Genomic DNA, 13,271 nt, shown 5'->3' on the forward strand with positions numbered 1-13,271 from the left:
AAACTCCAAACGCGCTCAGAGCGTCAGAGAAGGCAGGAAACCAACCCGGTCACGAACCTGGGCCATGGTCCCCGCGGCCACGCTACGGGCCCTTGCAGCCCCGATGGCGAGCATCCTGTCGAGCTCGGCCTCGTTCGCCAGCAGCTTCTCGGTGCGCTCCCTGATCGGGGTGAAGGTGTCCACGACCAGCTCGGCCACGTCTTTCTTGAAGGTGCCGTATCCCTGGCCGGCGTAGCGGGCCTCCAGCTCGGGAATCGGGGTGCCGCTCAGGGCGGACTGGATGCGCAGCAGGTTGGTGACGCCGGGCTTGTTCTCGTCGTCGGCGAGGATCTCGGATCCGGTGTCGGTGACCGCGCGCATGACCTTCTTGCGGAGCGGCCCCGGCTGCTCCAGCAGGTCCAGGATGCCGGCGGGCGAAGAGGAGGACTTCGACATCTTCGCCGTGGGGTCCTGAAGGTCGGTGATCTTCTCGACGCCCTTGACGATGTGCGGCTCGGGCAGCGTGAAGGTATCGCCGAAGCGGTGGTTGAAGCGCTGCGCGAGGTCGCGGGTGAGCTCCAGGTGCTGCTTCTGGTCGGCTCCGACCGGCACCTTGTCGGCCTGGTAGAGCAGGATGTCGGCGGCCTGCAGGATCGGGTAGGTGAACAGCCCGACACCGGCCGAGCTCTCTCCCGACTTCGCCGACTTGTCCTTGAACTGGGTCATCCGGCCCGCCTCGCCCATGCCGGTGAGACAGATCAGCACCCAGGCCAGCTCGGTGTGCTCGCGGACGTGGCTCTGGATGAAGACGGTGGACCGCTCCGGGTCCAGACCCGCGGCGAAGAGCTGGGCCGCGGCGACCCTGGAGCGCCTGCGCAGCGCCTCCGGCTGGTACTCCACCGTGATCGCGTGCAGGTCGACGACGCAGTAGAAGGCGTCGTAGCCCTCCTGCATGGCGACATACTGCCGCACGGCGCCGAGGTAGTTGCCCAGGTGGAAGGAGTCGGCGGTGGGCTGGATGCCGGACAAGACACGAGGACTGGCCATAGCATGCAATTCTGTCAGCCTCCGGGAGTCGTTGGTGCCCGCCCGTCAGGCTCCGGGGGCGCCTCCGGCCGGTGTTTGATACGAACCCGCGACACCCTGCGGCCGTCCAGGTCCGTGACCGACAGCTCGAAGCCGGGGATCTCCACCCGCTCCCCCAGCGCCGGCAGGTGGCCGAGGGCCGACATGACGAACCCGCCGAGGGTCTCGTAGGGGCCGTCGGGCAACCGGATCCCGGTCTCGGTCGCCACCTCGTCGAGGTTGGCCAGCCCGTCGAGCTCGGCCTCTCCCGCGGGGAGCACGACCTGCCGGTCCTCCACGTCGTGCTCGTCGCGGATGTCGCCGACGAGCTCCTCGACCAGGTCCTCCATGGTGACGATGCCCGCGGTGCCGCCGTACTCGTCGACCACGATCGCCAGGTGGTGGCCCTCGTCGCGCATCTCCGACAGCGTGGCCAGCACCCGCTTGCTGGCGGGGACCAGTTTGACCGGGCGGATCGGCACCAGCTCGCTGATCGGCTCGATCGACCCGGTCAGCACCGGGTCGAGCAGGTCCCGGATGTGGACGAACCCCACGACGTCGTCGTAGGAGTCCCGGTAGACGGGGAAACGGGAGTGCGGCATGGCCGCGGCCAGGATCGCGGCCTCGGCCAGCCGGGTGTCGGCGGACATGAACTCCACCTCGGTGCGCGGCAGCATCACCTCGCGGAGCTGCCGCTTGCCCGCCGCGAAGACCTCCGCGATCAGATGGCGCTCGTCGACGGTGAGCTCCTGGTGGCCGACCACCATGTCGCGCAGCTCCTCGGTGGAGATCTCCTCCCGATCCGTGTCGGGGTTGCCGCCGAGCAGCCGGACCACGCCGTCGCTGGACTTCGACAGCGCCCAGATGAGCGGTCGCGACAGCAAGGCCAGCCGGTCCAGGAACGGCGCGACCAGCAGGGAGAGCCCCTCGGCCCGCTGCCGGGCGAGCCGCTTGGGCGCGAGCTCGCCCAGCACCAGCGAGAAGTAGGAGATGACCAGCGTCACGAGCACCAGCGCGATCGTGGCCGCGGCGGACGCGGGCACCCCCCAGCCGGTCACCACCGGGACCAGGTCCTTGGCCAGGGTGTCGGCGCCGAACGCGGCCGACATCATGGTCGCCACGGTGACGCCGATCTGCACGGCCGCGAGGAAGCGGTTGGGGTCGCGGGCGAGCTTGGCCGCTCTCGCCCCCCGGCGGCCGCGACCACTGAGCCGCCTCACCTGGCTCTCCCTCAGGGAGACCATGGCCATCTCGGCGGCGGCGAAGAATCCCCCGATCAGTACGAAAAGCAGGACCAGGGCGATGTTCGCCACGACGCTGTTCACGAGATCGTCTCCGTCATGGCCGTCGCTCGTTTCGCGGCGGTGGCCGATATTTGATGTGCCAGCATATGCTGGCGATAGCCATACAAAAGTAAACAAGTACAAACAACATCAAACAGGAGGCTCCGTGAAGCTGCTGGTCACCGGAGGTGCCGGATACATAGGCAGCGTCGTGGCGGCGCAACTCGTCGAGGCCGGTCACCAGGTCACCGTGCTGGACGACCTCTCCACCGGTCATGCCGACGCGGTGCCGTCCGGCGCCCGCTTCGTGGAGGGATCGATCACCGACGCCGGCGGCGTGCTGCCCGGAATGGACGGCGTGCTGCACTTCGCGGCGAAGTCCCTGGTCGGCGAGTCGGTGGAGAAGCCCGGCCTGTACTGGGCGAACAACCTCGGCGGCACCCTCGCCCTGCTCGACGCCATGCGGACCGCCGAGGTCGGGCGGATCGTCTTCTCCTCCACCGCCGCCACGTACGGCGAGCCGGAGCGCTCCCCGGTCCTGGAGACCGACCCGACCCGGCCGACCAATCCCTACGGCGCGTCCAAACTCGCCGTCGACACCGCGCTGACCACGTTCGCCGGGCTGTACGGCCTGGCCGCGGTGAGCCTGCGATACTTCAACGTGGGCGGCGCCCACACCGCGGAAGACGGGCGGGTCTACCGCGAGCGTCACACCGTGGAGACCCACCTGATCCCCAACGTCCTGGCCGTGGCGCTCGGCGGACGCGACGCGGTCAGCGTGTTCGGCACGGACTACCCCACCCCCGACGGCACGTGCGTGCGCGACTACATCCACGTGGCCGATCTGGCCAGAGCGCACCTCCTGGCGATGGAAGCCTGCTCCCCGGGCGAGCACAAGATCTACAACCTGGGAAACGGCACCGGTTTCTCGGTTCAGGAGGTCCTGTCGGTCTGCCGCGAGGTCACCGGGCACGAGATTCCGGCGGTCGTACAGGAGCGTCGCGCCGGAGACCCGGCGGTGCTGGTGGCCTCGTCCGAGAAGATCCAGCGCGAGCTCGGGTGGAAGCCCGAACACCCGTCCGTCCGGGACATCGTCGCCGACGCCTGGGACGTTCTGCCGCGCTGACCTCGTGAGAGCACGGACGCCGGGCGGCCGTGTGCTCCGATCGAACTCCCCGGGCGCGAACCTCCGGCCTCGGCCGGGGGATCGCGCCGACCGGCAGGACGCGCGGCCGGGCCGGTCGCGACAGGGCGTGGAGCCCCCGCCCTCGGGTGATCCGTGGATCGCCCGTCGCCGGTCTCCGGGGTCGGCGACCCCTCCTTCGGCCGCGAGGAGGGCGTCAGGCTGGCGATGTTGTTGGCGGGGCGGCGGTCGCCCAGGCGGACGGAGTAGACGGTCGCCTGGGCCCGCGGGCCGCGCCCGTGGGCACGGAAGGTGAGCCGCATGCTCACCTTCCCGCCCGAGCCGACCGTGCGCAGTGCGCAGCCGACGGAGCCGGGGCGCGGGCGGCACCGGGCTCCGGACGCCGACAGGAAGCGCGCCTTCCCCGTGTCGAAGAAGACCGCGGCGTCGCGGACGGCCCGGGGCCCGCGGTTGCGCACCACGGCCCCCACCGTGACCAGCCGGCCGCCGATCGCCCTGCGCGACAGCCTGACCGCCAGGTCCGTGCCCTCGCCCACCGGGGTCGACGTCTGGGCGGAGTCGTTCGTCCCGTTCTCGTCCACGATCTCGGAGGAGAGCGTCGCGGTCGCCCTGAGCGGGCCTCGCGCGCCCGGACGGACCAGGCCGCTGATCGTCACGCCCCCGGCGTCCCCGGCCATGACGTCCTGCCGTGAGGCGCAGATCACCTCGTTGGCCGCGCCGCCGGGAAGGCACTCGGCGACGTTGACGCCGATGACCTCGACCCCTTCGGGCAACCGGACGACGAGCACGGGCAGCACCGCGTCCTCGGGCCCCGCGTTGCTCACGTCGGCCCGGTAGATCAGCGGCTTACCCGGTTGCGCGAGTTTCGGCAGGACCGACAGCCGTACCGAAAGATCGGCCCCGACCAGGTTCTTCTCCCCGGACCTCGCCGACGCCGCGCCCGGAGCTACCGCCAGCACAAGGCTGACCACACCGGCGACGATCCGCACCCGCACCATGATCCCTGAACACCGGCCCCCTCGACCATCAGTGATCATTGAACGCCGAGTCGCCCTCCGGGGCGGTGATCGACACGCCGCCAGTTCGTTCCGCCGGCCGCGCGTCCCGGCGGCGGGCCGGGGAGCGGCGGCGGGCCGGGGAGCGGCGGCGGGCCGGGGAGCGGCGGCGCCGCGGCGTCCCGCCCTGCCCGGCGGGCGGTACGGGATCCCGGACCCCGCCCCGGACGCGGAAGGGCCCCGGCACTCACGGCCCCGGACCCCGCGACCCCCGAATACGTCAGGTGTCGCGACGGTTCCCGGAGCCCGCGTGCCGGGGCCCTTTCTCAGCGGCTCAGATGAGGCCGAGCTCGCGAACGGCGGCGCGCTCCTCCTCGAGCTCGCGCGTCGAGGCGTCGATGCGCTCGCGGGAGAAGGCGTTGATCTCCAGGCCCTGGATGATCTCCCACTTGCCGTTGCGCGAGGCGACGGGGAAGGAGGAGATGATCCCCTCGGGCACGCCGTACGAACCGTCGGACGGGATCGCGGCGGAGGTCCACTCGGTGCCGTTGACCCAGTCGAAGACGTGGTCGATCGCGGCGTTGGCGGCGGAGGCGGCCGAGGACGCGCCACGGGCCTCGATGATCGCGGCGCCGCGCTTGGCGACGGTCGGGATGAAGGTGTCGCGCAGCCAGGCCTCGTCCACCAGCTCAGCGGCGATCTTGCCACCGACCTCGGTGTGGAACAGGTCGGGGTACTGGGTGGCGGAGTGGTTGCCCCAGATGGTCATCTTCTTGATCTCGGTGACCGGGACCTGGAGCTTGGCGGCGAGCTGGGACAGCGCGCGGTTGTGGTCGAGGCGGGTCATCGCGGTGAACCGCTCGGCCGGGACGTCCGGGGCGTGCTGCTGGGCGATGAGCGAGTTGGTGTTCGCCGGGTTGCCCACGACCAGCACGCGGACGTCGTCGGCGGCGTTGTCGTTGATGGCCTTGCCCTGGGGGCCGAAGATGCCGCCGTTGGCCTGGAGCAGGTCGCCGCGCTCCATGCCCGCCGTACGGGGGCGGGCGCCGACCAGCAGGGCGACGTTGGTGCCGTTGAACGCGACGTTCGGGTCGTCGGTGACCTCGATGCCGCTCAGCAGCGGGAACGCGCAGTCGTCGAGCTCCATCGCGGTGCCCTCGGCAGCCTTGACCGCCTGCGGGATCTCCAGCAGGCTCAGCTTGACCGGGACGTCGGCGCCCAGCAACTGGCCCGAGGCGATGCGGAACAACAGCGCGTAGCCGATCTGGCCGGCGGCGCCGGTGACGGTGACCTTTACGGGACTCTGGGCCATGACCTTCCCCCACTCGAAGGATGAATTGTGACGCTCGGATGTTACCCGTCCACGCCGGACGGCCGTCCGCCGAGTGCCCCGATGCGCCCTCGGGGCAGCAGGATCAACGCGACGAGCGCGACGAGCGCCCCGCCAACGGCGAGCCAGGGGACGACGGTCGCGGTGGCGGCGGCGTGGGCGGCGCTCAGCCCGTGGACGGGCGCGTCGTCCCTGATCACCGAGGCGTAGACCGTGCCGGCGAGGGCCAGGGCGACCGAGCCGCCGACCTGGCGGAAGAAGGTCAGGTTCGCGGTGGCGGTGCCGATGAACCGGGGCGGGACCGAATACTGGATCGCCACGGTCAGGCCGGACAGCATCGGCCCCATGCCGAGGCCCAGAAGCGCCATCCACCCCGCCAGGACCAGAGCAGGGGTCTCGGCCGTGAGCCCGGCGCAGAGCAGCGCCCCGACCGCGATGAGGAACGGTCCCGCGACCAGCCACGGCTTGTAGCGCTGGGTCCTGGAGATGAGGGCACCGGCGATCATGCTGCCGGCCACCATCCCGAGCATGAGCGGGTAGATGCGCAGGCCCGACTCGGTGGCGCTGAGCCCCATGGCCTCCTGGAAGTAGCGCGGCAGGAACACCACCCCGGCGTAGAGGCAGAAGGCGGTGAAGAACGACGCCACGTTGGCCAGCGTGTAGGTCCGGTTGCGGAACAGCTCCAGCGGGATGATCGGCTGCTCGGCCCTCCGCTCGACCAGGACGAACGCCACCAGGAGTACGGCGGAGGCCGCGATCGGCCAGAGCACCGGCCCGCTGGTCCAGGAGTGGTCGTCCAGGCCCTTCTCGGTCAGGCCGACGAGCAGCGCGCCGATGCCCGCGGAGAACACGGCCATGCCCAGGTAGTCGGGGCGGACGCCGCGCCCCTGCCCGGCCACGTGCGGCAGCCGTGCGACGACGATCGCGATGAGGACCAGTCCGACGGGCAGGTTGATCAGGAAGGCCCAGCGCCAGCTGGCCTGGTCGGTGAAGACACCGCCGAGGAACGGCCCGGCGATGTAGCTCAGCGCCATCACCCCGCCGAGCGCGCCCTGGACCCGGCCGCTCCTGTCCGGCGGGAACAGGTCGGCCACCATCGCCAGGGAGAGCGGCAGCAGCGCTCCCGCCCCCAGCCCCTGCAGCGCGCGGAAGCCGATCAGCTGGCCCATGTCCTGGGCGACGCCGCACAGGAGCGAGCCGAGCAGGAACACCACGACGCCGATCAGCAGCAGCGGCTTGCGGCCGTAGGTGTCGGACAGCCTGCCGTACAGGGGGACGGTGATGGTGGAGGTCAGCAGGTAGGCCGTCACGACCCAGACATAGAGGTCTGAGCCGCCGAGCTCCTCGGTGATCCGGGGCAGGGCGGTGCCGACGATCGTCTGGTCGAGCATCGCGAGAAACATTCCGCCGAGGACGGCGAGCAGGAGCAGCCCGTTGCCGGAACGGGGCTTTGCGGGGGATATCAATACGTCAGTAGACACATGTTGATAATTACCTGTCTGCTTTGACATGTCAACGCGCGGATATGATGAGGGCATGTCCCTGCGGATCGCCCTTCTCGGCCTGCTGACCGTCTCCGGCCCCTCCAGCGGCTACGACCTCACGAAACTCTTCGAGGGGTCGATCAACCACGCCTGGCAGGCCGGGCACAGCCAGATCTATCCGGAGCTGAACAAGATGGCGGCGGACGGCCTGGTGACCGTCGAGGAGGAGGGTCCCCGGGGCAGGAAGACCTACGCGATCACCGACGCGGGCTCGCTGGAGCTGCGGCGGTGGCTGGTGGAGAAGGAGCCGTCACGGTCGCACCGCAGCGAGGCGGCGCTCCGCGCCTTCCTGCTGCCCACCCTGGAGCCGCAGGAGGCCCTGGCGCTGCTCCGCGCGGAGGTCGAGGTCTACGACGCCAAACTGGAGGCGCTGGAGGCACTCTGGAGGAGCAAGTCCCTCGCAGAGGTCGGCTTCGGGAAATACGCCCTGGACCTGGGCATCCGGCAGATCCGGACGGTGCGTGACTGGGCCGCCGACACGGCGGCGGCGATCGAGAGCTCGGGCGGAGGGGCTCGGCCCTAGGCGCAGGGGGCCATGGCGGGGAGGCCGTTCTCGCGGGTGGCGAACTCGACCTTCGAGAAATGCTCGTCGAGCAGTCTCGCGATCGTGCCGTCCTTGTAGAGGGCGGCGATCGCCCCCTGCACGGCCTCGCAGGTGCGCTCGTCGCCCTTCTTGACGGCCACCGCGTAGCGCTCGTCGGTGAGCTTCAGGCCGAGCACCTTGTAACGGACGCTCTCCCGGTCGGCGAACCCGGCCAGCAGCAGGTCGTCCCCGGGAACCGCGTCGACCTCGCCTTTCAGCAGCTTGTCCATGCACTCGGAGTAGGTCTGGGCGGGAACCAGCGTGAGCCGGTCCACCTCGCCCTGCAGGACGGCCACCGAGGTGCTCGCGGCCGGCCGGCACACGCGGCGGCCCTCCAGGTCCTTCGCGGCCGCGATCGGCGAATCGCCCCTGACGAGGACGTCGACGTGGGCGAGATAGTACGGCCCGGCGAAGGTGACGCCGTCCTCGTCGTTGATCGGATACGTCGCGAGGACCAGGTCGAGGTCGCCGGTCGACAGCAGCCTCGGCCGCTCCTCCCGGCTGGTCGCCCGGAAGGTCACGCCGTCCCGGGGCACTCCCAGCGCTCGGGCGACCTCGACCGCGAGGTCGATCTCGAATCCCTTCCAGTCGCCGTTGTCGTTCAGCGCGATACCGGGCAGGAAGTCACGCACGCCGACGGTGAGCCTGCCGGTCTTGGCCGCCTTGTCCACCACGGAGGCGAACGTCCCCGGGACGGGCTCCCCCGTGGGCTGGACCTCCTCCGCGCCGAACAACGGCGGCCACCCGGTGGCCACGAGGGTCGCGGCGCCCCCGATCAGCAGGACGGCCGCGGCGGCGACCGCGGCGATCCAGCGGCCCTTGCGGGAACGCCTGGCCGGGAGCGGCCCCGGGTCCCCGACCCAGGTCGCCGTGGCGACGTCCTGCCAACCCGGCGGGACGTCCGCCGGGCGCTCGCCGTACCCAGGAGACGAGGGACGCTCGCCGTACCCGGGAGACGAGGGACGCTCGCCGTACCCGGGAAAGGACGGGTGACCGGGAGACGGGTGACCGGGGGACGACGGACGCTCGCCGTGACCGGGCCGCTCCCGGCGGTCGTCCCGGGTGGGCGCGTCGTGGCCGGGGTGCCGCGACGAAGGGTCCGTGGCCGGGGGAACCGGACCGGTCGGGACGGCGCCGCCCGGCCTGGTGCCCGGGATGGGAACGCCCAGCCTGACGCTCGGTATCCGCATGGGGCTGGTGGCGTCGTCCTCCTCCGGGCCGGCGACCTGGGCGCCCTGGTTGAGGATCATGGGTGACGCGTTCACGGTCTCGGGGTGGCCGAGCATCCGGAGCAGTATCTGATCGGCCGAGGGCCGGGTGGCGGGCGACTTGGACAGTGCGGAGCGGACCACGCCGCGCAGCGGCTCCGGCATGACGCTGACGTCCACCTCGTGGTTGAGGATGCGGTTCAGCACCACCGCGATCGAGCCGCCCGCGAAGGCGGTCTCCCCCGTCGCGGCGAACACGATGGTCGCCCCCCAGGCGAACACGTCGGTGTACGGGCCGACGTCGGAGCCGGAGATCTGCTCGGGCGCCATGTAGGCCGGGGTGCCGATGGCCCGGCTGGTGATCGTGCCGGTGGAGTCGATGATGCGGGCGATGCCGAAGTCGACCACGCGGGGACCGTCGGCGGCGATGAGCACGTTGTCCGGCTTGAAGTCGCGGTGCACGATCGAGGCGTGGTGGATCGCGGTGAGCGCGGTGGCCGTGCCGATCGCCAGCCGCTGCAGCGCGGTGCCCTTGAGCGGGCCGTCGTCCTCCACGACCTGGCGCAGCGACCTGCCGTCGATGTACTCGCTGGCGATGTAGGGGGTGTCGCCTTCGAGATCGACGTCCATCACACCCGCCGTGCAGAACGAGGCGACCCGCTGCGCCGCCCTCGCCTCCCTGGCGAACCGCGACCTGGCGACCGTGTCCCCGGAGAACTTCACGTGCAGCAACTTGATCGCCGCCCGCTCCCCCGACGCGTTGATCCCCAGGTAGACGACCCCCTGGCCGCCCTCGCCGATCCGCCCGACGATGCGGAACGGCCCCACCTGGCGCGGCTCCCCCGCCTCCAGCGGCGCGATATCCGGCATCATCGTCCCCACGTCTCTTAATGTCCCGACAAGCCAAACTTTACGGTGTCACAGGTTGCCCACTCATCGTGTTATCCCGACGTGACCGCACATTTCCCACGCTCCGCGCCTCATCGCCCGCTCCTTCACGGCGAGGAACACGAACACGCCCACCCATCAAATTTCCGACAATCACCCCAATCTGGCGCTCCAGCCGCTTAGATCGCTACCGTTGACCGTCCCCTCAGGCAAGCCGGAGCAAAAACCCTCATGCGCCGATATACCGGTTATCGCGAGTTCGTCCAGCGCGATCAGCGTTCCCTCGTCGGCACCGCCCTCCTCCTCACCGGCAGCCACGAACACGCCATCCGTCTCGCCCTGCGTGCCTTCCACACCGTCGGCCTCGACTGGCCCCCGCCGCTGTGGGAGAACTCCACCACGCACGCCCAGATCGCGCTCTACCGCCGTTTCCTGCAGCGGCCGAGCGCCGCGGGCAGCACGGCCCTGGTACGGCTCCCGCCCCGGCAGCGGCTCCTCGTCGTCGCCTGCCTCCACGACGGCAGATCTCGCGGGGAGATGGCCACCCTCCTCAGCCTGCCCCTGGCGACCGTGGAGACGGAGATCACCGAGGCGGTGTCCACGCTCACCAAGGGCAACGAGAGCCGTCTGGTCGCGAGGCTGGCGACGGGGGCGGGCGAGGCCTCGGTGCCCGACCTCACCGCCCGGGCCATGCGCGCGCTCAGGCGTCGCCGCACCCGGGGTGCCTTCCTCACCATGGCCGCCGCCCTCGTCCCGATCGGCCTCATCGCCGCGTTCATCCTGTTCCAGTCGGGAGAGGTGTGGTGGAACTCGGCTCTGGGCGAGCGGAACCACCCGCTCTCGACGAGGTCCCCGGAGACCATGCAGGTGGTCCCCGCCCCGACCCCGGCCCCGGCCACCGGCCTCCAGCCGTGGCGCGCTCCGCGGACCTCCTCCGTGATCCGCTACGCGGTCCCCGGGCAGTGCCCCGGCGAGGGCCTCGCGGCGGGCGGCGGGTCCGTCACGGCGCCGATCGGGGAGATCACCTGTACGGGCTGGACGCTGAACCTGGTCTCCGGCCGGGCCCCGGGCGGCTCCTCGTCCGAGCCGGGGGACTGCGAGGGCCGCAACCGCTGCGAGTCCACCGTGAGCGTCCCCGACGCGGCGCAGCATCTCGCGCACCGCGGGAACGGGAAAGGCCCGCAGCTGGATCCCACCATCAGCCTCGACGGGCGCCGCATCGCCTACCTGAGCGCGGCGGAGCGCAGGTATGTCGCCTACGACCTGCGAAGCGGCGTGAAGCGGTACCTGTCACCGGTCCTCGTTCCCGCCGACACGGAGAACGGCACGCTGGTGAGCGTCTCCCCGGACGGCCGCCACTTCACCGTCACGCTCGGCGAGCGGCGACTGAGGACCGATTTCGTGACAGGGGCCCTGACTCCGGTGCCCGCGGGACAGGAGTCGGCGGCGGAGAAGGCGTCGAACTGGCTCCGGCGGCAGTACCCCGCCTGGAAGGACTCGCCCAGCGGCAAGTACTCCGCCGCGATCGGGGTCGACAAGGCCGCGCCCGGAAAACCCCAGAGCCTCCACATCATCGACACCACGTCACGAACGGTTTTCAAGCGCCTCCCCCTCCCCTCGCCGGGCGAGAACGCCAAGGCCGAGGTCGTGAGCTGGCTGAACGGCCGTGAAGTGGTCGTCAAGATGACGACCAAGGCAGGTGGCGAACGTCACGGATTCTTCCGGGTGAACGCGGTCACCGGACAGACGCATCGCGTGGCCGGCCTTCCCGGCGACGAACCGATCGTGCTCGGAGCCGCGACGGCGTTGTGACGACGCGGTGACGCCTCAGGGGTCGTGACGCCCCGAGACGGAGACAGGACGGCGCGGCCGCCCTCGAACGGATCCTGACACGAACCTTGACAGCGCGGACCGGCCACACCCGCGGAAGCGAAAAGGGCCGCCCGGAGGGCGGCCCTTTCACAGGTGGTTCAGGTGGTCCGCCGACTACAGACCCATCTTCTTCTTCAGGTTCTCGTCCAGGGCCGACAGGAAGTCCTGAGTGGTCAGCCACTTGGCGTCGCTGCCGACGAGGAGGGCGAGGTCCTTGGTCATCTGACCGCCCTCGACGGTCTCGACGCAGACCTGCTCCAGCTTCTCGGCGAAGTCGACCACCTCGGGGGTGTTGTCGAGCTTGCCGCGGTGCTGGAGGCCACGGGTCCACGCGAAGATCGAGGCGATCGGGTTCGTGGAGGTGGGGTTGCCCTTCTGGTGCTCACGGTAGTGGCGGGTCACCGTACCGTGGGCGGCCTCGGCCTCGACGGTCTGGCCGTCGGGGGTGAGCAGGACCGAGGTCATCAGGCCGAGCGAGCCGAAGCCCTGGGCGACCGTGTCGGACTGGACGTCGCCGTCGTAGTTCTTGGCGGCCCAGACGTATCCGCCCTCCCACTTGAGCGCCGCGGCGACCATGTCGTCGATCAGGCGGTGCTCGTAGGTGATGCCGGCGGCCTCGAAGTCGGCCTTGAACTCGGTCTCGAAGACCTCGGCGAAGATGTCCTTGAAGCGGCCGTCGTAGGCCTTCAGGATCGTGTTCTTCGTGGAGAGGTAGACCGGGTAGCCGCGGGACAGGCCGTAGCGCATCGAGGCGCGGGCGAAGTCACGGATGGAGTCGTCCAGGTTGTACATCGCCATCGCGATGCCGGAGCCGGGGAAGTCGTAGACGTCCAGCTCGATCGGCTCGGAGCCGTCCTTGGGGGTGTAGGTGAGGGTCAGCGTGCCCTCGCCGGGGATCTTCAGGTCGGTGGCGCGGTACTGGTCGCCGAAGGCGTGGCGGCCGATGATGATCGGCTTGGTCCAGCCGGGAACGAGCCTCGGCACGTTCGACATGATGATCGGCTCACGGAAGATGACGCCACCGAGGATGTTACGGATGGTCCCGTTCGGGGACTTCCACATCTTCTTGAGGCCGAACTCCTCGACCCGAGCCTCGTCCGGGGTGATGGTGGCGCACTTGACGCCGACGCCGTACTTCTTGATCGCGTTGGCGGCGTCGATCGTGACCTGGTCGTCGGTGGCGTCGCGGTTCTCGATCCCGAGGTCGTAGTACTTCAGGTCGATGTCCAGGTAGGGAAGAATCAGCTGGTCCTTGATGAACTGCCAGATGATCCGGGTCATCTCGTCGCCGTCAAGCTCGACGACGGGACCCTCTACCTTGATCTTGGGCATGCGTGTAATTCCCCTTCTGAACTAACAACCGGCCAGACGGTCCCTTTT

At 70.2% G+C, this 13,271-nt stretch carries 9 protein-coding genes and 1 pseudogene; 3 read left to right on the forward strand and 7 right to left on the reverse strand.

The window, feature by feature from the left end:
• Positions 1-15 precede the first annotated feature (15 nt).
• Both trpS and J2853_RS28515 read right to left on the reverse strand, forming a co-directional pair.
• Positions 16-1,026: a tryptophan--tRNA ligase gene (gene trpS / locus J2853_RS28510; RefSeq protein WP_307563273.1), complete on the reverse strand. Its 1,011-nt coding sequence runs from the start codon at positions 1,024-1,026 to the stop codon at positions 16-18.
• 14 nt (positions 1,027-1,040) lie between these two features.
• Entirely contained in the window at positions 1,041-2,369 is a 1,329-nt protein-coding gene (locus tag J2853_RS28515; protein ID WP_307563275.1) for a hemolysin family protein, read from the reverse strand.
• 124 nt (positions 2,370-2,493) lie between these two features.
• On the opposite strand from J2853_RS28515, the gene galE reads away from it, so the two are divergent.
• Positions 2,494-3,453 carry a UDP-glucose 4-epimerase GalE gene (galE, locus tag J2853_RS28520; protein ID WP_307563277.1) on the forward strand — a complete coding sequence of 320 codons (960 nt, stop codon included), beginning with the start codon at positions 2,494-2,496 and terminating at the stop codon, positions 3,451-3,453.
• Positions 3,454-4,025: 572 nt separating this feature from the next.
• Here the strand turns inward: galE and J2853_RS28525 are convergent.
• The 3 genes and pseudogenes from J2853_RS28525 to J2853_RS28535 all read right to left on the reverse strand — a co-directional run.
• A pseudogene (locus J2853_RS28525) lies at positions 4,026-4,508 on the reverse strand (hypothetical protein); the annotation flags it as partial.
• 292 nt (positions 4,509-4,800) lie between these two features.
• Entirely contained in the window at positions 4,801-5,778 is a 978-nt protein-coding gene (locus tag J2853_RS28530) for a malate dehydrogenase (RefSeq protein WP_307563279.1), read from the reverse strand.
• 41 nt (positions 5,779-5,819) lie between these two features.
• The gene (locus tag J2853_RS28535; RefSeq protein WP_307563281.1) at positions 5,820-7,277 is read right to left on the reverse strand and encodes an MDR family MFS transporter; all 1,458 of its coding nucleotides are present in this window, start codon (positions 7,275-7,277) and stop codon (positions 5,820-5,822) included.
• Between the two features lie 55 nt (positions 7,278-7,332).
• On the opposite strand from J2853_RS28535, the gene J2853_RS28540 reads away from it, so the two are divergent.
• Positions 7,333-7,863 (forward strand): PadR family transcriptional regulator, encoded by a 531-nt coding sequence (locus J2853_RS28540; protein ID WP_307563283.1) that lies wholly within the window; start codon positions 7,333-7,335, stop codon positions 7,861-7,863.
• Here the strand turns inward: J2853_RS28540 and J2853_RS28545 are convergent.
• A complete protein-coding gene (locus tag J2853_RS28545; protein ID WP_307568856.1) occupies positions 7,860-10,004 on the reverse strand; it encodes a bifunctional serine/threonine-protein kinase/glutamate ABC transporter substrate-binding protein in 2,145 nt (714 codons plus the stop codon). The two genes, J2853_RS28540 and J2853_RS28545, sit on opposite strands and share 4 nt — an antisense overlap.
• A gap of 246 nt (positions 10,005-10,250) precedes the next feature.
• On the opposite strand from J2853_RS28545, the gene J2853_RS28550 reads away from it, so the two are divergent.
• Positions 10,251-11,831, forward strand: a complete 1,581-nt coding sequence (locus J2853_RS28550) for a SigE family RNA polymerase sigma factor (RefSeq protein ID WP_307563285.1) — start codon at positions 10,251-10,253, stop codon at positions 11,829-11,831.
• Positions 11,832-12,005: 174 nt separating this feature from the next.
• Here J2853_RS28550 and J2853_RS28555 read toward each other — a convergent pair whose 3' ends face one another.
• Positions 12,006-13,223, reverse strand: a complete 1,218-nt coding sequence (locus J2853_RS28555; RefSeq protein WP_307563287.1) for an NADP-dependent isocitrate dehydrogenase — start codon at positions 13,221-13,223, stop codon at positions 12,006-12,008.
• Positions 13,224-13,271: the final 48 nt, after the last annotated feature.

This window comes from Streptosporangium lutulentum (assembly GCF_030811455.1).
Taxonomy (GTDB): Bacteria; Actinomycetota; Actinomycetes; order Streptosporangiales; family Streptosporangiaceae; genus Streptosporangium; species Streptosporangium lutulentum.